Source organism: Cupriavidus sp. C1SS-2L, from assembly GCF_057073735.1.
In genome coordinates this window covers 451,457-472,621 of record NZ_CP172709.1, presented here as the reverse complement: position 1 = coordinate 472,621, position 21,165 = coordinate 451,457, and the positions used below count along the sequence as shown (strand labels likewise).

The window sequence follows — 21,165 nt, the reverse complement described above, 5'->3', positions numbered from 1 at the left end:
GCAATGAAGAAAGAGATGTGGATTGGCGTGGCCATGTGCGTGTTCTTGTCCGTGGCGGCATGCATCGGCTCGACAGGGCTGGGCTATGCGGACTATCGCCCGCTGCGCAATTTCGACTATTTCGCGCTGGGAGTGTCGTGGCTCTTCCTGATCGTGACCCTCATCAAGGATCGCCGCAGCAACAAATCGTGAGTAGCAGTCGCATCGGCACGCCGGTGTGACCTTGACGCCCGCCGGCTCAGCAGTTGCCGGCGGCGAACAAGCGACGGTAAGCCATTGACGGGAACAATAGGGTAAGCAGAGGAGACATCAAATGAGCAGGGACGCGCAATCCCCCTGGAAATACGTGGTCGCCTGGTTGCGGATTTACTATGGCGCCAACCTGATTTATTCAAGCGTTCGCTACATCGCCACGGGGTTCATTCCGGAGATTCCGGGAGCCGCGGGCGTCTATGTGGATGCGGCGAAGGCCATTTACATCTACCAGGGCATCAAGTTTCTCGAATGCTTCTGTGGGATCTTGCTCGTGACCAATCGGAACGTGCTGCTGGCCCTGGTGCTGGAGATGCCGACCACCTTCAACATCTTCTGGATGAACACGTTTATCGTGGGCACGCCGCGCCAGTTGTTTTCCGGCCCGCAGGAACTGCTGATGAACGTCTCGCTCCTGTTAGCGTATGGCGGGCACTACGCGACGATCCTGCAGGCCAAGGCCGAGCCGGTATGGCTGTGGGACGGATGGAAGACGCTAGTGCGATCGCGCGAAGGCGCCGGTCGGGCGCGCGTGGTTCAGCAGGCTGACGCCTGAACCGGGAGACTGCGATGAAGAAGCCTATGTGGATTGCTGTCGGTATTTGTCTGCTCATCACGCTCGCCGCGTGCATCGGGTCGACCGGGCTGGGCTATGCGGATTATCGTCCGCTGCGTTATCGCGACTGCTTTGCGCTGATAGCGGCATGGCTCTACGTCTTCGTGATGTTCGTCAAGGATAGCCGCGCAAGCCGTTCCGCGGGGCGAAGCGTGGCAACGCCGATGCCTGATCATTAATTATTGACTTCTCGTGCTCGAGAGTTGGGCGGCGCCTGGAAACGGCTGTCGCTCTTTTTTTCTTATGGTGTCCCACATGCAGTTACCCCACGGCCTCCGCGCACTCTCCTCCCGCAGCTTCCGCCTGTTCATGGCGGGGCAGGGTGCCGCGCAAGTGGGCAACTGGCAGCAGTTGATTGCCACGTCCTGGCTGGCCTATGCGCTCTCCGGTTCGACGCTGGTTCTTGGCCTGGCCGCCTTCGCGCTGCAGATTCCCTTTCTGCTGATGGCCCCGGTGACGGGGCCGCTGCTGGACCGTCTCGATACCCGGCGCGTGCTGATGGTAGCGAATGCCGTCGCGTGCATGCAGTCGGTGGCGATGCTGTCGCTGGTGGCAACCGGCCTGCTGCGGCCCTGGCATATTGTGGTGGCGAACTTGGTGCTCGGCATCGTGAATGCGTTTGATTCGCCGGCGCGGCAATCGCTGTTGTCGCAGATGGTGGAGCGCAAGGAAGATCTCGCCAACGCCATCGCTCTCAATTCCAGCATGATGGCGGGTGCCCGATTCGTCGGCCCGACGATCGCTGGGGCGATCATCGCCACGTTCGGCCAGGTGTGGGCGTTCGCGGCCAACGCGATCCTGCGCTTTTCGATCATCGCGGCGCTGCGCGCCATGCGCGTGGCGCCGGCGCAGCGCGCGGCGCAGCCGGAGCCTTGGCTCAGGCAGTTCGCGGCTGGGCTGCGCTATGCGAATCGCTTCACGCCCTGCCGCAACAGCCTGTGGCTGCTGGCAACGATGAGCTTTACCATCCAGACCCATGCCGCAATGATGCCGTGGTTCGTGCGGGAGCGCTTCCACGGGGACTCGCGCACGCTGGGCATGCTGCTTGGCGCGGCGGGGCTTGGCGCGCTGGCCGGGATGCTGTATCTGGCGATGCGGCGCGGTGTCGGCTGGCTGTTGGCGACGATCGGCTTCGCCTCCGTCATGGCTGCCTGCGCCGCCATCGGGTTCGCCCAGGCGCCGGTGGTCTGGATGGGGTTCGTGATGCTGTTTCTCGTCGGCATGGGTACCATGCTCGCAGCGGCTTCAGTCAATACCCTGATCCAGCTCGCGGCGCCAGATGGCTTTCGCGGCAGGGTCGCGTCGCTGTACGTCGTGGCGTTCCTGGGCATTTCACCCGTGGGCGCCTTGTTCTGGGGCTGGACGGCGGAGTACGTCGGCACGCCGGCTGCGCTGACGACCTGCGGCGTGGTGTTGTTGTTGGCATCGGCGCTGTACATGACGAACGTCGCCGCCATGCGCGAGCAGGTTCAACCGGTGTACAGTCGCATGAACCTGTCATGATTGCAGGCGTCCCGTCTGTCCATCCGCTGCCGAACATGAACCATGTAGAAGTCAAGGGCGTAGATCTTCCGGCCCAGATCGCCCAACAGGTCCGCAAGCTGATCAATCGCGGCACCCTTGCCCCGGGGCTCCAGTTGCGCCAGTCAGACCTGGCCGATCGCTTCGGCATCAGCCGGGTGCCGGTGCGAGAGGCGCTCAAGCTGCTGGCGGCCGAGGGCATCATTGAACATGATCCTAACCGCGGCTTTTTCGTTGCTCCGCTTTCGACAGACGAAGCCCGCCAGCTCTACCGCTACCGGTTCCTGCTGGAGCGGGAGTTGCTGAAGACCGTCGAATGGCCGGACAGCACGCAGATGAAGGCACTGAAGGCGATGCTGGAACGGCTCGACAGCTACCTCGATAGCGGCCAACGCGCAGAGTGGATCGACGAATACCAGGATTTCTATGCACTGCTGTTTGACCTGTCACCGGACAAGATCCTGCGGCGCGAGGCGATTCGCCTGATCAGGCTGACCGACCGCTACCGGGCACTGGCCTCGGAGGTGAGGGTACCGGGCGAACAACGGACCGCGCACCTTGAACATACGCTGTTGGCCGCCATGTCGAAACGGGACCGTGCGCAACTCATCCGCGGTTTCGAACGCGAGCGCGAGAAGATTCTGACGTCGATGCTGGCGAGGATCGACGCGCGCGGGCTGTAGCTCGCCTGAGAACCCGCGTGATGCCGCGCGGGTAGACCGCGGTTCTCGAACAGGAAGCTGTCGTAGTACGGCTCGAAGGCCGCAGCACCAGGTTGCCGATGCGGCCCGCACTCTTGTCTGGAGTCGCGCTTGCCCTGGGCGCGTACGCTCGCGCTCATGTACCAGACGCTGTCAGCGAGATGTCCCTCGGTCCCCCAGCTCCCCGCCTGCTGACAGCATGCCGCGCCCGACTGGGCAACATCGGCTGATTGACTTCTCCCCCGCCACGGCGATCGGCCATTGCGTACTGCATGGGCCGCCTCGATGCGCGAGCATCTCTGTTCATGCTGCACCCTGTTCACGCAGCAGTTCTTGATTAAGAATTCATAATTGAATAATATCTAGCCTACAAAACAGGTTTGGCCACCCCGCTGCTTCCCCATCAAGGCCACCGAACGGAGACGGATATGACAAGACGCGGCATGTTGCGGCGCCTCGCGTGCATGGTTGGAGTGGCGCTCGGTGCCGCGCTTGGCGGCGCCCACGCGCAGGCTCTTCATCCTCCCGTGAAGATCCGCATCAATACCGCCGGCCTGTTCGCCGAAAGCGGTCTGTTCCTGGCCTACGATAAGGGCTACTTCAAGGAGGAGGGGCTCGATGTCCAACTGGTCGCCACAGCCAGCGCGAACTCAAGCTCCGATACGCTGGCGCAGCTTGCCGGCGGCGAACTCGATCTCGGCTCGATGTCGCTCAGCGCCGCGCTGTTCAATGCGCTGAACCGAGGCATCGGCGTGGTGGGGCTGCTGCCACTGAACACGGTCGGACCCAACGATCATTCGAGCGGCATCGCCGTGCGCCGTGATCTGGTTGAGTCAGGCAAGTACAAGCGGCCGCAGGACCTGCGCGGCATGCGGATCGGCGTGCTGACGCTCGGCGGCAATGCGCACTTCAATGTGCTGCGCGCCTTGCAACAGGCGGGCCTGTCCGAAACCGACGTCCATATTACGACGCTGTCGTTTCCCGACGCCGTGGTTGCGCTCACGAACAAGTCGCTGGACGCCGCCTTCCAGGTCGAGCCGTTCATCAGCCTGGCTAAAGCGCGCGGCGCCGCCGTGATGGCGATTCCACAGGGGCAGACGTCGCCGCCGCTCCCCACCATCGTGCTGTTCGCCAATCGCGATTTCGCGATGGCCAACAAGGAAGCGGTCAGCCGATTCGTCACCGCATTGCTGCGCGGACAACGCGAATTCATTCGGGCGAGCGCGAGCGGCGGACCGGCGAAGGAGGAACTGATCCGGTCGCTGCAGGCGCATACGCCGGTGAAGGACGTGAACCTCCTGCGTGCCATCGGCCTGCCGAATGCCGAACCCAACGGCGCCAGCAATGCGGCGGCGCTCGCCGAGGTGCAGGTGCAGAAATTCTTTATCGCGAGCGGAGTGCAGAAGAAGGTGGTCGAGCCAGCGAAGGTCTTCGATCCCGCCTACGTTGACTATGCGATCGGCCGGCTTGGGCGTGCGAAATGACAGGCGGCCACACGGCGATACTCCGGGGAGAATCCGGCATGACGGCTACGGCTTCCTTGCCAGCCCGGGAAACTACGCCCACAGGTACATCGGCCAAGGTCAGGCTGCGCGGCGTCAGCAAGTCGTTTCCGCTGAACGGACGCCAGGTGCCCGTGCTGGCGCCGTTTGACTTTGACATCCGGGAAGGCGAGTTCCTTTGCATCGTCGGACCGTCCGGATGCGGCAAGACGACGCTGCTTCGTATCCTGGCCGATCTGGAGACGCCATCGGCCGGTGACGTGGAGGTGACGCGCAATGCCACGTCGGAGGAAAAGGGAAAGCGCAGGCTGAATTCGATGGTGTTCCAGGAACACGGCGTGTTTCCGTGGATGACAGTGCGGGACAACGTGGCGTTCGGCCTCAAGGCACGCGGCATGGGCAAGCAGGACCGCTACCGCATCGCCGAGGACTTCATCGCCAAGGTCGGTCTCCAGATGTTCCGCGACGCCTATCCGCACCAACTGTCAGGCGGCATGAAGCAACGCGTCAGCATCGCCCGCGCGTTCGCCAACGATCCCGAGATCCTGCTGATGGACGAGCCGTTCGCGGCGCTGGACGAGCAGACCAAGCTGGTCCTGCAGGCGGAACTGCTCCATATCTGGGAAGCATCGCGCAAGACCGTGGTGTACGTCACCCATTCCATTGACGAGGCCATCGTGCTGGCCGATCGCGTGCTGGTGATGACCAATCGGCCGGGACGCGTGAAGGAGGTCATCGATATCAGCGAGGTGTTCGCGCGCCCGCGCCATGTCGAGCAGGTCAAGAGCAGCGCCGAATACGGCAATCTCTTCGGGCGCATTTGGGGATGCCTGCGCGAGGAAGTCATGGCCCACGGCCGGGAGATGGGGAAATGAAGGCGCAGCGAAACATGGCCGACGCCATGCAATCCGGTGATCCTGCAACGGCGCACCAGCCGCCGCCGTGGCGACGCCTGCGCGCGCTGATGCCAGGCCGCTACGCGCTGCTGTCGATCGCGTCCCCGCTGCTGCTGCTGGCGATATGGGAGGGTGCGTGCCGCGCGGGCTGGGTGAACACGGGCTTCTTCCCTCCGCCTTCGGCCGTGCTGGAGGAACTGACGCACCTCATCGCGACGGGCGAGATCTTCGTGCACGTCGGCATCAGCCTGACCCGGATTCTCGCGGGTTTCCTGCTCGGCGCGGTCCCGGGCGTGCTGATCGGGCTAGCGATGGGTCTGTCGCCGGTCGTCCGCGCGCTGGTCCAGCCGCTGGTGAACGCGACGTTTCCTATTCCAAAGGTGGCGATCCTGCCGCTGTTCATCCTGATGTTCGGCATGGGAGAGTTGTCGAAGTACGCCATCATCGCCGTCACCGTGGTGTACCTGGTGCTGATCAATACATACGAGGGAGTGCGCGACATCAGTCCGCTGCATCTCGACGTCGGCCACAACTTCGGAGCGAGCCGCCTGATGATGTTTCGGGACATCGCTTTTCCGGGGGCGCTTCCCCAGATTCTTGCGGGCTTGCGAATCAGCCTTGGTGTAGCGCTGCTGGTCATCGTCGCGGCGGAGTTCGTCGGCGCGAAGTCGGGCATCGGCTTCCTGATCTGGAATAGCTGGCAGGTGTTTGAAGTCGAAAGGATGTACGTGGGACTGGCCGCGAGCGCGATGCTGGGATTCCTGTTCTCGCTTGGCTTCGACATGCTGGAGCGGGCGCTGCTGCCGTGGCGCGTGGTCGCTCGTGGGCATAGGCGAAGGCGGCCCTGAACGCATGGGTCCCAATGCGGCCGATGCGCGCCGCCATGTACAACAATCATTACGGAGATACTATGGACGCACGCCAATCCGGCGCCGATCGTGCTGCTTACTACGCCGATATCGGCCGAAGCCACATGAGCGCCCTTTGGGAATCGCTGCACACGCTGGTGCCGCGGCAGCCCCAGCCGAAGATTCTGCCGGCCATCTGGAAGTACAGGCAGGTCCGTCCGCTGGTGATGCAGGCTGGCAATCTCATCAGTGCCCAGGAAGCCGTGCGCCGCGTGCTGGTGCTGGAGAATCCGGGCCTGCCTGGCAAATCGAGCATCACCGGCTCGCTCTACGCCGGGCTGCAACTGATCTTGCCGGGCGAGGTCGCGCCGAGTCATCGCCATACGCAGTCGGCGCTGCGCTTTATCGTGGAGGGGCAAGGTGCCTGGACCGCCGTGAATGGCGAGCGTACCACCATGCGCCCCGGCGACTTCATCATTACGCCCTCGTGGACGTGGCACGACCACGGCAATCCGGCCGTCGAGAACGGCGGTGAGCCGGTGGTCTGGCTCGATGGACTCGATATTCCGCTGGTGCAATTCTTCGACGGCGGCTTTGCCGAGAACTACCCCGAGGCGCAGCAGCCGGTCACGCGGCCCGAGGGCGACAGCTTTGCCCGCTTTGGTCACAACATGGTGCCGGTGCGCCACAATGTTTCCGACCCGACCTCGCCGATTTTCAGCTACCCGTACGACCGCTCCCGCGAGGCGCTCGACCAGCTCTACCGCAACGGCGAACTCGATGCCTGGGACGGCGTGAAGCTACGCTACGTCAACCCTGCCACGGGCGGCTGGCCAATGCCGACCATCGCGACCTTCATGCAATACCTGCCGGCGGGCTTCCAGGGCCGCACGTACCGCAGCACGGACGCAACCGTCTACAGCGTGGTCGAGGGGCGCGGCACGGTACGTATTGGCGACGAACAATTCCAGTTCGAACCGCGCGATACCTTCGTGGTTCCCTCTTGGGCTCCGGTGCAACTCGCCGCGCTGGACGAAACCGTGCTGTTCAGCTACTCCGACCGCCCCGTGCTGTCCGCGCTCAACCTGCTGCGCGAATCGCGCACCTGATCCGATTTCCTTTCGATAAAAGCCAACAGGCCGCGCCGCCACAGGCGCTGCCTCGGACCCGCTCAACCTGCGTTTGCCAAATCTTTAACCGAGACTGTCATGTCCTACATCTTCACGCCGCCTGCAACTGTCTCCATCCCTGTCGCGGGCAGCGACGACCAGTTCGCCGTGCGCCGCGTCTACTGCGTCGGCCGCAACTACGCCGCCCATGCGCGCGAGATGGGCTTTGATCCCGACCGCGAGCCCCCGTTCTTCTTCTGCAAGCCCGCCGACGCCATCATGCCGGTGCAGGACGGCCAGGTGCTGGAACTGCCATATCCCGCGCAGACCACCAACTATCACTACGAAGCCGAACTCGTGGCCGTGATCGGCAAGGCCGGTTCCGACATCCCCGTCGACCAGGCGCTCGAGCATGTTTGGGGCTACGCCGTGGGCCTGGACATGACCCGCCGCGACCTGCAGATGAAGATGCGCGAGATGGGCCGCCCGTGGGAGATCGGCAAGGCCTTCGACGCCTCGGCACCGGTCGCGCCGATCCATCGCGCTGCCGATATCGGCCACCCGCAAGAGGCTGCGCTCTGGCTGACCGTCAACGGCGAAGACCAGCAGCGCAGCAATATCACGCACCTGATCTGGTCGGTGGCCGAGACGGTGGCGTACCTGTCGCAGTTCTTCCGGCTGGAGCCGGGCGACGTGATTTTTACCGGCACGCCGGAAGGCGTGGGTGCGGTAAAGGCCGGCGAGACGATGGTGACGGGCGTGGACGGGCTCGGCGAACTGACCGTGCGCGTGGTCTGACGGAAATTCACGGGAGTCGACATGCAGCTCTACAGTTTTTTCAATAGTTCCACGTCGTACCGCGTGCGCATCGCCCTCGCGCTCAAGGGCCTGTCGTACGAGTACCTGCCGGTGAACATCCGCGTCGGCGAACATCACGACGGGGAGTACGTGAACGCAATCAACCCGTCGGCATCGGTACCGGCGCTGATCGATGGCGACTTCGCGCTCGGGCAGTCGCTGGCGATCGTGGATTATCTCGACGCGCGCCATCCGGAGCCGCGCCTGCTGCCGGCGAGCGGCCATCTCCGCGCGCGGGTGCTCGAACTGGCATATCTGGTGAGCTGCGACATGCACCCGGTGAACAACCTGCGCATCCTCAAGTATCTGCAAAGCGAGCTGAAGGTGTCTCCCGAGCAGAAGGACGCGTGGTATCGCCACTGGATCGATGAAGGCATGGCCGGCGTCGAGCGCCTGCTTTCCCGGTATGGGGAAGGGCCGTGGTGCTTCGGCTCCCAGCCCACGCTGGCAGACGTCTGCCTCGTGCCGCAGATCGCCAATGCCTTACGCATGGGCTGCGATCTTTCCGGTTACCCGAAGGCGATGGCAGTGTATGCCCACGCCAGCGCGCACCCCGCTTTCGCCCTGGCCGCCCCGGCGCGGCAGCCCGACTACACCGCCTGAGCGCAAGAGCGCCCGGGCATAGGAGACGACACATGCAATCGAATCAATCCGACAGGAAAGTCTTGATCATCGGCGGCGGCATCGGCGGTCTTGCCGCGGCGCTGGCGCTGGCGAAGCAGGGCATCCGCATCGAGCTGCTGGAGCAGGCTGACCAGATCGGCGAGATTGGCGCCGGTATCCAACTGGCCGCCAATGCCTTTGCCGCGCTTGACGCGCTGGGCGTTGGCCAGGCTGCGCGCGATCGGGCAGTGTTCACTGAACAGATGATCCTGAAGGATGCGATCGACACTGGCGACGTGGCCGTCGTCAATGTGGGCGCACGGTACCGAGAGCGCTTCGGCAACCCGTATGCGGTCATTCATCGCGCCGACATCCACCTGTCAATCCTGGAAGCCGTGCAGGACCATCCGCTCATCACGTTTCGCACCAGCACCCGCGTGGAAAAGCTGGAGCAGGGCGAGCGCGGCGTGACGGTGATCGACCAGCGCGGCGAATGCCACGTGGCTGATGCCGTGGTGGGCTGCGATGGCGTGAAGTCCGCTATCCGCCAGACGCTGATCGGCGATGAGGCGCGCGTGACCGGCCACGTCGTGTACCGCGCCGTCGTCGATGTAGAAGACATGCCAAAGGACTTGCAAGTCAACGCGCCTGTGGTTTGGGCCGGCCCAAACTGCCATCTTGTGCACTACCCGCTGCGCGGCGGTCAGCAGTACAACCTCGTCGTCACGTTCCACAGCCGCGAGAAGGAAGAATGGGGGGTGAAAGACGGCAGCAAGGAAGAGGTGTTGTCATACTTCGAGGCTATCCATCCGCTCCCACACCAGATGCTCGACCGGCCATCGTCGTGGAAGCGCTGGGCTACGGCCGACCGCGAACCGGTCGAACGCTGGAGCTTCGGCCGCGCAACCATTCTCGGCGACGCTGCGCATCCGATGACCCAGTACGTCGCGCAGGGCGCCTGCCAGGCGCTCGAAGACGCCGTCACGCTCGGCGCAGCCGTGCAGGAAGCCAATGGCGACTTTGAGGCCGCGTTTACGTTGTACGAACAGGCCCGCATCCCGCGTACCGCGCGCGTGCTGTATGCCGCCCGCGACATGGGCCGCATCTATCACGCCAAGGGCGTTGACCGCCACGTGCGCAACTCGCTGTGGACGGGCCGCACGCAGTCGCAGTTCTACGACTCGCTGCAATGGCTGCATGGGTGGCGGGCTGAGAAATGCCTGAGCCAGACGCCCTGGCTGTGAGAAGCAAGGTGGGGAAAGAAGCGGATGTCACGCTTCTTACTGCTTTGCAAGAAATCAGGATGGCGCATCGTCGTGCATCACAAGGAGACAGGAATGCCCAAGCATTCATCCGTAGTGGGTCTGCTTACCTTACTGGTGTCATCAAGGTATAGGCGGAGTCTTGCCAGACTCGCTTGTTGCATCCCATTGTCCGTACTGGCAACCGCAGCGGTGGCGGACCCTCTCTCCGCCGCGATGCCGGGGGTGAGAATCATCCATATCGCCGATTACCGTGGATATCTCTCGGCGGATCACCCCGTGCGCCGTGGCATGAACAAGTTTTCAGAACTGGTGGCAGCCCGAAGTGGTGGCCGCATACTCGTGCAGGCCTCCGCAGATTCCATGCCGGAATCTCCATCAGTCCAGATCGCATCCTTGCAGGCAGGAGATGGCAGAACGCCAGAATTGATGCTTCAAGCTACGATCGGGCTGGCTGATGTCGAGAAGGGCTTTGGTCTGATTGATCTTCCGTTCACGATCAGCAATGAAAATCAGGCCAATGCATTGCTCGACGGACCTTTCGGCGCCACCCTGTTGGATCGTCTGGCAAGCCGTAATCTGATCGGACTCGCATGGTGGGAGAACGGCTTCCGGCATGTGACGACTTCTACTGGTCCCATCCTCCATGCGGACAACTTCATTGGCTTGAAGATTCGTGTCATCCCTTCGCCTTTGTTCATGGAAAGCTTCAAGGAAATTGGGGCGGATCCCGTCCCTCTGCCATTTTCTGAACTGCATGCCGCGTTGAAATCCAGGAGCGTCGCAGCGCAGGACAATTTCTATTCCCAGATAGTGACGGGCAAACTGTATGAGGTCCAGACCTACCTGAGTGTCACCCACCACTCGTACGGTGCCATGACATTGATCGCGAGCAAGCGCTTCTGGGACACGTTGGCGCCGGCTGACCAGGCACTGTTGCGCGACGCCGCGGCGGAGGCCGGCCAGTATCAGCGGCGCCTGATTCGCGCTGAGAATGCCAGGATGCGTGCGGAGCTTGAAGCCAAAGGCATGCGTATCAATGAGATGGAGCCCGCCGAACTCAGGAAGTTAGGCGAGCGAGCCCGACCGGTGCTTGCGCGCATTGCCCGCGACTATGACGCTTCCGTTATTAACTTGTATAAGGCCGAACTCGACAAGATTCGTATGCTTCATTGAGCGAGCCCGACTTGGGCGGCCGGTCATCCGGCGCATCATTGTCGCGCCGTCAGACTCAGGTGCGAATCCAGCCGCGGCCCCAGGAATTGAGCGTGTATTCCTCGTGCGGCCACAAGCCCGGTTGTTGGTCCGCCTTCACCTTCTGGAGTTCGGCGGACAGCTCGAGCCGGTTGCCGTCAGGATCCGTGACCATGAAGAACAGGTTGTTTCCGGGGCCATGCCGACCGGGGCCGAAGAAGATGGATCGGCGTACCCGGGCAAATCGGTCGCCCCAGTCCCGGATGTCATTCCAGGAACTCGTCTCATAGCAATGATGGTCCCACGCGTTCTGCGATCCGCGGAAGAATGCGAGCGAGTGATGCTCGTCGTCCGAGCGCAGGAAGCACGTTGTCAGGCGGCCTTCATCGTCGACGACTTCATCAGAGACGACAAAGCCAAGTCGATGCACGTAGAAATCAAGCACATTTTCGAGTTCGGTTGTCTGGAACACGGTATGTTGTAGCCGGGCGGGAAGGGGATCGTCACTGCGAGTCTCACGAGGAACACCTAGAATCAGGCGACGGCCCTGAGGATCCTCGACGGCGATGGCCCCTCGTTTGAAGAAGATCATCGCTTCCGGGCCAGCGGGAATCGCCGTGTCCCCGAGGCGTGCAGTCAGCCGTGCGAGGGCGCTTTCGTCGCCGGCTGCGTAGGCGGCGGCGGCAAGTTCACCGGAACGACCCTCGTGGATCACGATGGCTCGAGAGCCACCACCCAGTGCGATTGCATCTCCGGCATATGGCACAAGCCGGAGGTCGAAGAGATCGGCATAGAAGCTGGCCAAGGCTTGCGGCGCTTCACTGGTGACGTGCAGATGATGCAGGGAGAGCGGCGTGTCAGTCTGGAGTGTTGACATGATTGGCTCCGTCAGTCGGCCACAACCAATTGCGGTTGGCGAGCTGGTGGAAAAGTCGAAATGAGGTCTGGAGCTTGCTGTCTGGACTGAGCTCGTTGCTGGTAGCTTTTCGCAAACGGCTCGGCGCCGTCTGCATCGAAAACACCAGCGATATATCGGTCGGGACGCAGCAGGATGAAGCAACCCTTTGCAGTCGCCAGACTCGCTGGCAATTCGTCGACAGCCGCAGTTGAGAAACCACCCAAGGTTGCACCGGTACGAATCCCATTCGCGCAAAGCACAATCTTGCTTGCCTGCAGTTGCGTCCAGAGAGGGAGGTCGCAGACAGATCGCAGTGCCACGGTGGGGACATCGATGGCGAGTAGACCGAAGTGGTGCCCGATGAGATCGTCGAGGGGGACGGTTTCGCCGCCCTCTACCCGAACCAACGGCTGGGGCGCCATGGAGCCGACTAGTCGCGGATGTTTGCTATGTTCAATTTCAACGAGCCCTTCGCGGAAGCGCGGCTTCGGCTTGAACTTCATCTTGAGGAAAAAATCACGCACCGGCGGGACGATGGCCGTCGCTCGGAAGAATGCGGAGGTGCTCCATGCCTGAAAGCGGCTTGAGGGCGCCATGACGAAACCCAGTTGTAACGCAAGACGAATTAACGCCCAGGCGTGAATGCGACGCTCCTGCTGGTAGGTGTCCAGTGCATTTGGCCCAATCATGCCGTTGAGCACGGCAGCAAGCTTCCAGCCGAGATTGTGTGCGTCGCGAACCCCGCTATTCATGCCTTGACCCGCATACGGCGGGGTCAGATGTGCAGCGTCTCCGGCAAGGAACACCCGGCCGACGCGCCATTTGTCAGCCACGCGCGCGTGAAACGTATAGACGGTCTTGCGGACGACGTCTACGGGCCTGTCATCTTTGAAAGGCCGAAGCAATTCGCGAATGCGCTCTGGTTTCAGCATGGCGTCGTCCGTCTCGTCGGGCTTGAGGAGGAACTCGTAGCGGCGCGTGCGGTTGGGGCCCGGGACGTCGACCACGGGACGGTCCGCGTCGCAGAACGCTCGTGTTTGCCAGAACGAGTCGTCGTCATTCTCGATATCGATCACCAGCCATCTTGCGTTGAACGATGAGCCGACGAGCGTCGAGCCGATCTGCTGACGAACTCCGCTGCGGCCTCCGTCGGTGCCTACGACATAGGCTGCCGCAATGGTTTTCGGGCCATCGCTGCACGCGACGTTTGCACGGACGCCGTTTGCATCCTGCGTAAAGTCAACTAGCGTGTGCTCGAACAGAACGCGAACACAGGCAAAGCGGTCAAGTCCCTTGCGGAGCGTGGCCTCCAGCAGCGGTTGGCGAAATGCGTTGCGGCGCGGGAAGCCGTACTCGCTTGCCGTGGGCTCCACTTTGCCGAAGCAGATGCCGCCAGGGCGGGTGTAGTAGTGCACGCCGTAGCCCTTGACCACGTCTTTCAATACGTCGTCAGCGAGGCCGATTGCCTGCATGGTTCGCAGAGATTCGTCGTCGATCGAAACCGCTCGCGGTTCCCCTACAGTGGACGGCTTGCGATCGATGATGATGGTGTCAATGCCCTGCTGGCCGAGGATATTGGCGAGGGTAAGCCCGGTTGGGCCGGCGCCGACAATCAACACGGATGTGTTGAGCGCGTTCGCGTCTTGCATGGTTGTCTCCTTCGTGGACGACCGCTGGATCGTGCGGCGTTCGCCCACGGCTGCGTCATTCGTCCTGGATTGTGTTGCGCAGCACGCCAATCTTGGAGATTTCCACTTCCACCACGTCGCCGGGCTTCATCCATAGCGGAGGCTCACGGAATGCGCCGACGCCGCCTGTCGTTCCGGTAATGATGACGTCGCCAGCGCGTAGCTCCGTGAAGGTTGAGCAATAGGCGATCACTTCGCTTACGCTGAAGATGAGGTCGTCCGTCGTGGCGGCCTGCACCACTTCGCCGTTGAGCCGCGTGGTCAGCGACAGCGCGGACGGATCGCGAATCTCATCGGTTGTTACGAGCCATGGGCCAAACGCGCCGGTCTGGGGAAAGTTCTTGCCCGGTGTGAACTGAATGGTGTGCTTTTGCCAGTCGCGAACGCTTCCGTCGTTGTAGCAGGAATAGCCGGCAACATAGTTCAATGCCTGCTCCGCAGGGACATGGCGGGCCGTGCGTCCGATCACCACGGCCAGCTCGCCTTCAAAGTCCAGCTTTTGCGAGGCACGGGGGCGAATAATGGGTTGGTCGTGCGCGACCTGCGAGTCGGCGAAGCGTGTGAAGAACATGGGGTACTTCGGCATCTCGCGACCTGTTTCCTTGACGTGAGACGCGTAGTTGATGCCGACACAGAGAATCTTCGCCGGGTCGGGAATTACGGGCATCAGGCGGACTTTGTCCAACGCAATCGTCGTCCCTCCATCCTTCGCGATTTCGGCAATCGAGCCCAATGTACCTTTGCTGAGGGCTTCGCGAAGGCTTTGACCGACGGCAGCAGCGTGGGGGGCCAGATCCAGCACTGCGTCTCCGAGGACGACTCCGAAAGAGGCCCTTCCGGCATGTTCGAAGCTTACGAGTTTCACTTTTCTCTCCTTTGCGAGGAGACGCTAACAGGAATGCAGCGTCTTTATGTGTTCTATTTTCGCATATAGTGAGAAAAAAGATAAAGTACTATGTTAAGAGTTGCGGAATAAGAGATATGTGTGGGGAAAATGAATATTGCGCATGCGCCGCGTGAGCCGCGCGAGACCTGAGGATGGTTCGTCATGGAAGAGGCGCCGCGAAGGGCTTGGTCCGTAGCAGTTCGCTGCAGCGCTCCTCTCATCTACGAGGTGCGCGCGCGAGCATTGGCACAGCACGTCAGGCGCTCGAGCGCATTGGTTAAGACGGAGGGGATCTCCCCATGCGTCTTTGCCGGTGGCTCGAAGAAGAGGCGGGGCCCTGAATGGGAAGTAGGTGTGCTAGTGTCCGGCAGACTGTGCGTCGGCGGCGCTTGTACCGTCCTTGCCTTGGGCAAGCATCGAGATCGAGATTTCGTGCGCAGCTCCCATCAGAATGTGGGACAACCTTGCGATGGAGCCTTGATCCACGCTGGCTTCCGCCACCACATAGCTCAAGCTGCCAGCCGCGCGACCATCCTCGCCAAGAATAGGCGCCGCGATACCGACCCGGCCTGGGTCGATTTCGCCGTGCGAGACGGCATAACCCATACGCCGGAGACGGCTCAGGCCAAGGCGGAAGGTGCTCCAATCATCTCCGAGCCCTGCAGCGGCAATCTCGACATGGTGTTTTTCGTAGATTGCTTGCAGCATTCGCGTCTGCTGGAAGGCAAGAATGATGCGAGACGTCGCGCCCCGGAACATGAGCATGGGACGCCCTCGTTCGTAGCTCACGATTGACTGAGGTCCTTTACCGAGTACCTGATGGACGCACAGGACGGAATCACCAAAGGCCCGGCATAGCAACATCACGGATCCACTGGGCGCGAAATCAACAAGTTCGGCCATGACCGGGCGCGCAGCTTGCAACATCGGGTCGGTCAATTGGATCTGCCGATCCAGTTGAATGATCGCAGGGCCCAGCACATAGCGCTTCGCACCTGCACTTGCAACGAGCCCAAGCTCCAAGAGATTGGAGAGGTACCGATAGGCGCTGCTGGACGAAACCCCTAGCTGCTCGCCGATTTCGTCAACCGTCCACATTGGCTTGTCCAGGGAGAAGAGTGTCAGCACGCCGAGCGCGCGATCCGTTGCCATGTCAGCGGTCCTTTCCTGTCTTGCAAGAATGTTGGGTTTTGCGATTCGGTTATACCCGCACGGCAAGGATTATGCCAACATGGTCGTTCATTTTTTGCGCAGAATGACAAAAGTTGCGGACAGCGAGGCCAACCTTGTTCTTCGTGACGCGCATTCCATGGCCTTCGATTGGGACAGAACTCATTCCGGCTTGCAGCGCGCCCTTATTTTTTGTCCGCGAGCGGTAACTCCAGGAACAATTTTGCAGCTTCGGTCATGGCGACTGAGGCACGGGACATCGGACGCCCGTGTCTTGTCTCGCGCTTGATCGCGGAGCTGGGCCCCATTGCCATTCTCTTTGTCGAGAGCCTTGCGGCGTAAGAGCCTGCGGCTAGGATCACATTGCAGTCTGTTCTCCCCCCCGGCGTTGGTCGCGAACGTCGGCGTGCCTAGTGTCGAGGTATGGACGGACCACCGTCAGGAGTCCTGGGTATTGCGGTCGTTCGGACTGCAAGTTTCGACGTCCACTGGACGGCAGGTGGTCATTTGGGCTCCGAGCCGTTCCCAAGACCGGTGGATTCGCGGATGCAGTGGATGAAGTAGTCCGCCGTGCGAGTGAGGATCGCACCTTCGCGAAGCACCAAGGCCACTTGGATATCCGGAGGATTCTCCGGCAGCGCGAGAGGCGTCAACAGGCTGGCGATATAGGGTGAGCGTACCGACGCCAGCGACAGTGGCACCACCGCGTCAGTCTCCAGCATGAGCGTGCTGAACAGGACGTTCGACGTGCTGCGTGTGACGCGTCGCGGCGGCGGCAGTCCGTGCCGGCCGAACAGGCCAGCGAGATATACGGGGTAGCTGTTGCTCGCATCCTGGTGCAGCCATTCCGCGTCCTGTAGGTCCGCCAGCGAGGTGGCGCCGGCCAGCGGACTGCCGGCGCGCACTACGAACGATGTCGGATAGACCGACAGTTCGGAGTACTCCAGGAACGGATCGGCGGCCAGAACCTGCGTGGCGGTGAGGCCGAAGTCGACCTGGCCGTTGCGCAAGTGTTCCTGCAGTCGCGGCGGGTCGAATTCAAGGAAGTCGACGCTCACGTCAGGCATGACACGTCGAAATCGCGAGAATGCCGGCGGCAGCAGCGAGATGCCGGGCAGCGGCGACACCCCGATCCGCAGTCGGCTCTCGTTGATGCCACGCCGCTGCGCCAGCTCGGCCTCGGCCCGTTCGATCTCGCAGACGATCAGCCGAGCTCGCGCTAGCAGCGCCTGGCCATCGTTCGTTAGCGTCACGCCCCAGGAGTTGCGCGCTAGCAGCGGCACGCCGGCCTCGGTCTCCAGCTCGCGCATGGCCTTGGTGATGGCCGGCTGGGTTAGACAAAGGGCGCGCGCGGCGGCGTTGATGCTGCCGTGATCGGCAATGGCGACGAGGGCGCGCAGGTGGTGGTGTTTCATGCGGGTCTACCCGGTCAGGGGTTTACCTGAATAACCCCCGGTTATGGTTATCAACTTTCGTGCTTTGCTGCTGTGGCGTGGGATTCCCTACCATGGGCCTTCTGCATCCATCTCCACAGGAACCCACAAATGTCGCAAGGCGCCGCCATTATTCCCGAAATTCACGCCCATCAGGCGGACTTCGTCGCGCTGCGCCGCGATATCCACGCACACCCGGAACTCGGCTTCGAGGAAGTCCGCACCAGCCGCTTGGTGGCCGACAAGCTGGCGGAGTGGGGCTACGACGTGACGACAGGCGTGGGCGGAACCGGCGTGGTCGGGCAACTGAAGCTCGGCAACGGTACGCGCCGCATCGGCATCCGCGCCGATATGGACGCGCTTCCCATCGTCGAGGCTACCGGCCTGCCGTACGCCAGTATCCACCACGGCAAAATGCACGCCTGCGGCCACGACGGCCACACCGCTATCCTGCTTGCCGCCGCGCACTACTTCGCCACCACGCGCCGGTTCGACGGCACACTCAACCTGATCTTTCAGCCGGCTGAGGAGGGGCAGGGCGGTGCGCAGCGCATGGTGGCGGATGGCCTGTTCAAGCGTTTCCCGTGCGACGCGGTTTACGCCCTGCACAATGCGCCCGGCGTGCCGCTCGGGCACTTCGTGGTGCATGAGGGGCCGACGCTGGCCTCGGCCGATACCGTCACCATCACGCTGACCGGCAAAGGCGCGCACGGCGCCATGCCGCAGTACGGACGCGATCCCGTGGTGGCGGCTGCCGCCATTGTCATGGCGCTGCAGACAATCGTCGCGCGCAACCTGTCGGCCACCGATGCCGGAGTGATTACTGTGGGTGCACTGCAGGCCGGCGCCGCGCACAACGTTATTCCCGAGACAGCGAAAATCCTCCTGACCGTGCGCGCACTCGACCGCACTGTGCGCGACACGCTCGAGGCCCGCCTGCGCGAAGTGGTCGACCTGCAGGCCCGCAGCCTCGGGACGAGTGCGGAAATTCACTATCACAAGGTCACCAGCGTGGTGGTCAATACGCCAGACGAAACGCGCTTCATCCGCGGTGTCATCCAGGACCTCGTCAGCCCGGATTGCGTGCAGGACATGGAAAAGGGAGCAATGGGCAGCGAGGATTTCTCGTGGATGCTCGACGAAGTGCCAGGCTGCTACGTTTTGCTCGGGAACGGTAGCGGCTCGCAGGGCGGCTGCATGGTCCACAACCCCGGCTACGATTTCAACGACGAGGCGCTGACGCTGGGCGCAAGCATGTGGGCGCGGCTGGTTGAGCGCTACCTCGTCGCCGCCTGAAAAGGGAGGATGCTGTATGGAGCAAAGACTCGATGCGGCCCTGACGGGCCCTGTCTTACCTGGCTCGCCGACCGCGCGGGCTGACGCCACAACGTTCGCCAGGCAGCGCCGCGCCATAGTGGCGGCCTCGCTCGGCAACGCGCTGGAGTTGTTCGACTTCACGGTGTTCAGCTTCTTCGCCGGGCTGATTGGCAAGTTGTTCTTTCCGGTAGAAGGCGAATATGGCCCGTTGCTGCTGGCGCTGGCGACGTTCGGCATCGGCTTTGTCATGCGGCCCGTGGGCAGCGTGGTGATCGGCAACTACGCCGACCGCGCCGGTCGCAAGCCGGCCTTGACGCTGACGATCGGCCTGATGGCGCTCGGCACGGCCATCATCGGTCTGGCGCCCACCTATGCACAGATCGGCATCGCCGCGCCGCTGCTGGTCGTCACGGGCCGGCTGCTACAGGGCTTCTCGGCCGGCGGCGAGATCGGCGCCGCTACCAGCTTCCTGATGGAGTCCGGCACGCGCAGCAACCGCGGCTTCATGGTGAGCTGGCAGATGGCCGGGCAGGGTGCGTCGGCGCTGGCCGGCGCCCTGTGCGGTGCCCTGCTGATCCACGGCCTGCCGCAGGCCGCGCTGGAAAGCTGGGGCTGGCGTGTGCCCTTTCTGCTCGGCCTGCTTATTGGCCCGGTCGGCTTCTATATCCGCCGCCACCTCGACGAGACTCACCAGGACGTAGCGCGCGAGCGCAGCGCGCTGTCTGAGGCGGTGCAACAGCACGGCCGCAAGCTGCTGCTCGGCACGCTGCTGATCCTCGGCGGCACTGCCGAAATGTACGTAGTCGTATTCTTCACGCCTGCCTGGCTGGTCAAGACCTTCCACATGCCGGCCGCCACGTCGCTGCTCACCGGTTGCGCGGCCGGGGCGATCATGCTCCTGGTATCGCCGCTGGCGGGCGTGTTCGCTGACCGCCTGGGCCGCCGCAAGCCGTTGCTGCTGACGCTGCGCATGGTGTCGCTGCTAGGGATACTGCCGGGATTCCTGCTGGTGCAGAATGCGCCGTCACTCGGGTCGGCACTGGTGCTGGTGTGCGGTGTCATGATGCTGGCTACGCTGGGGGCGCCGGCCGGCTTCCTATTCATCATGGAAAGCTTCCCGCGCCGCGTGCGTGCCACCGGGCTGGCGATCATCTATGCCTGCGGCGTGACGCTGTTCGGAGGCTTTGCTCAGTTTATCGTCACGTGGATGCTGAGCGTGACAGGGAACCCGCTTTCACCCGCGTGGTATGTGCTCGGCTGCGGCACGGCGAGCCTGCTGGCGCTGCTGGCGTTTGCTGAGCAGCGTGTCGCGGACTGATTAGGGCGATAACGCCATCCAGCGCTCAAGTTCATCCAACCGGCAGATGAATCCGCTTGGAGCATTCGGTCGCCCTCAATTGCGGTAGAGTGGGCGACCTTGCCACGCGGAAAACCCATGAGGCCCCTATTTAAAGCCAGCTTGCTGCGCCAGTTGCTCGCGATCAGCCTCGCCGCAGCAATTTCGTTGCCGGCACTGGCGCAGGAAATCTACAACGACCTCGCGTCCAGGCCGTCCGGGAGGATCTATTTCAACAGCGTCACCCCGAAGAGCAAATGGGAACTGGTCCATCGCAAGTACGACCCGAAGCCGACAACCATCTGGGGCATGCTGTACCTGCCCGAGAACGTCCAAGGCAGGGTTCCCGCCATGGTGATCTCCCATGGGTCGGCGGGCGTACAGGACAAGGACACCGACCGCTGGGTACGTGTGTTCAACCAGATGGGAGTGGCAGCGTTCGTGGTCGATTCGTTTGGCGGGCGCGGGATTGCCAACACCATGGATAACCAGTCGCAGCTGAGCCCTGCCGCCAACGACGCCGATGCACTATTTGCCCTGAAACTGCTGAGTACGGATCCGCGTATCGATCCGCAACGAATTGGACAGATCGGGTTTTCGCGGGGCGGGCACGTGGCGATGGATCTGGTGCTCGAATCGTTCCGTAAGGGTGTCATTGACGACGATGCACGGTTCGTCGCAATGGAAGGAGCAGGTCGATCTCCTAACAACGAGACCATCATCGTTGCGCGCACCGCCACCATGGCTGGCAACTGGATTGCGGGCGGTGGAGGCGGCTCCATCAACAAAAGAATGACGGTGAAAATGGGCGTCCAGAGACTCGGCCGTGACCACTTTTGCGCTATCTGTTTCCCGGATATCAGGTGTCGGAATTTTTGATTTTACGATGACGAGGGCGCTTCCTACACTCCTCCGAACAAAAGAAGGAACACCACCTGTTCGCAGCCATTGACCCAGCAATAGGTCTGACGCAATCAGGCTGGCCGCGGTTCTCAAATCGCGGTCTGGATAAATTCCAACAACTACCGGGACCGGTGAGCTACCCGCGTGCCGGCAAGCGTGCCGTCGACCCCGG

The 21,165-nt window shown here is 62.5% G+C and carries 21 protein-coding genes; 16 read left to right on the top strand and 5 right to left on the bottom strand.

Annotated elements, in window-relative coordinates:
• The first annotated feature begins 3 nt into the window (after positions 1–3).
• The 13 genes from ACIGJG_RS19825 (at position 4) to ACIGJG_RS19765 (ending at position 11,344) form a co-directional block, all read left to right on the top strand.
• On the top strand, positions 4–192 hold the full coding sequence (locus ACIGJG_RS19825; RefSeq protein ID WP_140948843.1) for a hypothetical protein: 189 nt from the start codon (positions 4–6) through the stop codon (positions 190–192).
• A gap of 121 nt (positions 193–313) precedes the next feature.
• Positions 314–808 carry a hypothetical protein gene (locus ACIGJG_RS19820; protein ID WP_140948842.1) on the top strand — a complete coding sequence of 165 codons (495 nt, stop codon included), beginning with the start codon at positions 314–316 and terminating at the stop codon, positions 806–808.
• A 14-nt stretch (positions 809–822) separates the two neighbouring features.
• Positions 823–1,047, top strand: coding sequence for a hypothetical protein (locus tag ACIGJG_RS19815; protein ID WP_049796527.1), 225 nt, complete (start codon positions 823–825; stop codon positions 1,045–1,047).
• A 76-nt stretch (positions 1,048–1,123) separates the two neighbouring features.
• Positions 1,124–2,371, top strand: a complete 1,248-nt coding sequence (locus ACIGJG_RS19810; RefSeq protein ID WP_166487126.1) for an MFS transporter — start codon at positions 1,124–1,126, stop codon at positions 2,369–2,371.
• The gene (locus ACIGJG_RS19805) at positions 2,368–3,072 is read left to right on the top strand and encodes a GntR family transcriptional regulator (protein WP_245001838.1); all 705 of its coding nucleotides are present in this window, start codon (positions 2,368–2,370) and stop codon (positions 3,070–3,072) included. Before ACIGJG_RS19810 ends, ACIGJG_RS19805 begins: the two co-directional genes overlap by 4 nt.
• A gap of 446 nt (positions 3,073–3,518) precedes the next feature.
• Positions 3,519–4,574, top strand: a complete 1,056-nt coding sequence (locus ACIGJG_RS19800; protein ID WP_483673796.1) for an ABC transporter substrate-binding protein — start codon at positions 3,519–3,521, stop codon at positions 4,572–4,574.
• Between the two features lie 38 nt (positions 4,575–4,612).
• Complete coding sequence (locus ACIGJG_RS19795) at positions 4,613–5,467, top strand: ABC transporter ATP-binding protein (protein ID WP_220630550.1); 855 nt, start codon at positions 4,613–4,615, stop codon at positions 5,465–5,467.
• On the top strand, positions 5,464–6,336 hold the full coding sequence (locus ACIGJG_RS19790; RefSeq protein ID WP_483673794.1) for an ABC transporter permease: 873 nt from the start codon (positions 5,464–5,466) through the stop codon (positions 6,334–6,336). Before ACIGJG_RS19795 ends, ACIGJG_RS19790 begins: the two co-directional genes overlap by 4 nt.
• A 62-nt stretch (positions 6,337–6,398) precedes the next feature.
• Positions 6,399–7,445, top strand: a complete 1,047-nt coding sequence (gene gtdA / locus ACIGJG_RS19785) for a gentisate 1,2-dioxygenase (RefSeq protein ID WP_041680364.1) — start codon at positions 6,399–6,401, stop codon at positions 7,443–7,445.
• A gap of 99 nt (positions 7,446–7,544) precedes the next feature.
• Positions 7,545–8,243, top strand: a complete 699-nt coding sequence (locus tag ACIGJG_RS19780; RefSeq protein ID WP_483673792.1) for a fumarylacetoacetate hydrolase family protein — start codon at positions 7,545–7,547, stop codon at positions 8,241–8,243.
• Positions 8,244–8,264: 21 nt separating this feature from the next.
• On the top strand, positions 8,265–8,906 hold the full coding sequence (gene maiA, locus ACIGJG_RS19775) for a maleylacetoacetate isomerase (RefSeq protein WP_483673791.1): 642 nt from the start codon (positions 8,265–8,267) through the stop codon (positions 8,904–8,906).
• Positions 8,907–8,938: 32 nt separating this feature from the next.
• The gene (locus tag ACIGJG_RS19770; RefSeq protein WP_140948835.1) at positions 8,939–10,150 is read left to right on the top strand and encodes a 3-hydroxybenzoate 6-monooxygenase; all 1,212 of its coding nucleotides are present in this window, start codon (positions 8,939–8,941) and stop codon (positions 10,148–10,150) included.
• Positions 10,151–10,393: 243 nt separating this feature from the next.
• Entirely contained in the window at positions 10,394–11,344 is a 951-nt protein-coding gene (locus tag ACIGJG_RS19765) for a TRAP transporter substrate-binding protein (RefSeq protein ID WP_483673789.1), read from the top strand.
• A gap of 55 nt (positions 11,345–11,399) precedes the next feature.
• Here the strand turns inward: ACIGJG_RS19765 and ACIGJG_RS19760 are convergent, their stop codons facing one another.
• The 5 genes from ACIGJG_RS19760 to ACIGJG_RS19740 all read right to left on the bottom strand — a co-directional run bounded on the left by ACIGJG_RS19760 (position 11,400) and on the right by ACIGJG_RS19740 (position 17,419).
• Positions 11,400–12,239 carry a VOC family protein gene (locus tag ACIGJG_RS19760; RefSeq protein ID WP_140948833.1) on the bottom strand — a complete coding sequence of 280 codons (840 nt, stop codon included), beginning with the start codon at positions 12,237–12,239 and terminating at the stop codon, positions 11,400–11,402.
• A gap of 11 nt (positions 12,240–12,250) precedes the next feature.
• A complete protein-coding gene (locus tag ACIGJG_RS19755; protein WP_483673787.1) occupies positions 12,251–13,909 on the bottom strand; it encodes a bifunctional 3-(3-hydroxy-phenyl)propionate/3-hydroxycinnamic acid hydroxylase in 1,659 nt (552 codons plus the stop codon).
• Positions 13,910–13,964: 55 nt separating this feature from the next.
• Positions 13,965–14,813: a fumarylacetoacetate hydrolase family protein gene (locus ACIGJG_RS19750; protein ID WP_483673785.1), complete on the bottom strand. Its 849-nt coding sequence runs from the start codon at positions 14,811–14,813 to the stop codon at positions 13,965–13,967.
• 378 nt (positions 14,814–15,191) lie between these two features.
• Positions 15,192–15,986, bottom strand: a complete 795-nt coding sequence (locus tag ACIGJG_RS19745; RefSeq protein ID WP_483673784.1) for an IclR family transcriptional regulator — start codon at positions 15,984–15,986, stop codon at positions 15,192–15,194.
• A gap of 521 nt (positions 15,987–16,507) precedes the next feature.
• A complete protein-coding gene (locus ACIGJG_RS19740) occupies positions 16,508–17,419 on the bottom strand; it encodes a LysR family transcriptional regulator (protein ID WP_011301916.1) in 912 nt (303 codons plus the stop codon).
• A gap of 129 nt (positions 17,420–17,548) precedes the next feature.
• Between ACIGJG_RS19740 and ACIGJG_RS19735 the strand changes: the two genes are divergently transcribed.
• The 3 genes from ACIGJG_RS19735 (at position 17,549) to ACIGJG_RS19725 (ending at position 20,969) form a co-directional block, all read left to right on the top strand.
• Positions 17,549–18,733 carry a M20 aminoacylase family protein gene (locus ACIGJG_RS19735; RefSeq protein WP_483673782.1) on the top strand — a complete coding sequence of 395 codons (1,185 nt, stop codon included), beginning with the start codon at positions 17,549–17,551 and terminating at the stop codon, positions 18,731–18,733.
• 16 nt (positions 18,734–18,749) lie between these two features.
• Positions 18,750–20,072 (top strand): MFS transporter, encoded by a 1,323-nt coding sequence (locus ACIGJG_RS19730; RefSeq protein WP_483673780.1) that lies wholly within the window; start codon positions 18,750–18,752, stop codon positions 20,070–20,072.
• A 141-nt stretch (positions 20,073–20,213) separates the two neighbouring features.
• On the top strand, positions 20,214–20,969 hold the full coding sequence (locus ACIGJG_RS19725; RefSeq protein ID WP_483673779.1) for a dienelactone hydrolase family protein: 756 nt from the start codon (positions 20,214–20,216) through the stop codon (positions 20,967–20,969).
• The last annotated feature ends 196 nt before the right edge of the window (positions 20,970–21,165 follow it).

Bases quoted from the DNA above. Each gene is read 5' to 3' on its own strand.
- ACIGJG_RS19800 (WP_483673796.1), top strand. From the start codon at position 3,519: ATGACAAGACGCGGCATGTTGCGGCGCCTCGCGTGCATGGTTGGAGTG.
- ACIGJG_RS19825 (WP_140948843.1), top strand. From the start codon at position 4: ATGAAGAAAGAGATGTGGATTGGCGTGGCCATGTGCGTGTTCTTGTCC.
- ACIGJG_RS19790 (WP_483673794.1), top strand. From the start codon at position 5,464: ATGAAGGCGCAGCGAAACATGGCCGACGCCATGCAATCCGGTGATCCT.
- ACIGJG_RS19810 (WP_166487126.1), top strand. From the start codon at position 1,124: ATGCAGTTACCCCACGGCCTCCGCGCACTCTCCTCCCGCAGCTTCCGC.
- ACIGJG_RS19770 (WP_140948835.1), top strand. From the start codon at position 8,939: ATGCAATCGAATCAATCCGACAGGAAAGTCTTGATCATCGGCGGCGGC.
- ACIGJG_RS19820 (WP_140948842.1), top strand. From the start codon at position 314: ATGAGCAGGGACGCGCAATCCCCCTGGAAATACGTGGTCGCCTGGTTG.
- ACIGJG_RS19730 (WP_483673780.1), top strand. From the start codon at position 18,750: ATGGAGCAAAGACTCGATGCGGCCCTGACGGGCCCTGTCTTACCTGGC.
- ACIGJG_RS19735 (WP_483673782.1), top strand. From the start codon at position 17,549: ATGTCGCAAGGCGCCGCCATTATTCCCGAAATTCACGCCCATCAGGCG.
- ACIGJG_RS19780 (WP_483673792.1), top strand. From the start codon at position 7,545: ATGTCCTACATCTTCACGCCGCCTGCAACTGTCTCCATCCCTGTCGCG.
- ACIGJG_RS19745 (WP_483673784.1), bottom strand. From the start codon at position 15,986: ATGGCAACGGATCGCGCGCTCGGCGTGCTGACACTCTTCTCCCTGGAC.
- ACIGJG_RS19755 (WP_483673787.1), bottom strand. From the start codon at position 13,909: ATGCAAGACGCGAACGCGCTCAACACATCCGTGTTGATTGTCGGCGCC.
- ACIGJG_RS19795 (WP_220630550.1), top strand. From the start codon at position 4,613: ATGACGGCTACGGCTTCCTTGCCAGCCCGGGAAACTACGCCCACAGGT.
- ACIGJG_RS19815 (WP_049796527.1), top strand. From the start codon at position 823: ATGAAGAAGCCTATGTGGATTGCTGTCGGTATTTGTCTGCTCATCACG.
- gtdA (WP_041680364.1), top strand. From the start codon at position 6,399: ATGGACGCACGCCAATCCGGCGCCGATCGTGCTGCTTACTACGCCGAT.
- ACIGJG_RS19805 (WP_245001838.1), top strand. From the start codon at position 2,368: ATGATTGCAGGCGTCCCGTCTGTCCATCCGCTGCCGAACATGAACCAT.
- ACIGJG_RS19760 (WP_140948833.1), bottom strand. From the start codon at position 12,239: ATGTCAACACTCCAGACTGACACGCCGCTCTCCCTGCATCATCTGCAC.
- ACIGJG_RS19740 (WP_011301916.1), bottom strand. From the start codon at position 17,419: ATGAAACACCACCACCTGCGCGCCCTCGTCGCCATTGCCGATCACGGC.
- maiA (WP_483673791.1), top strand. From the start codon at position 8,265: ATGCAGCTCTACAGTTTTTTCAATAGTTCCACGTCGTACCGCGTGCGC.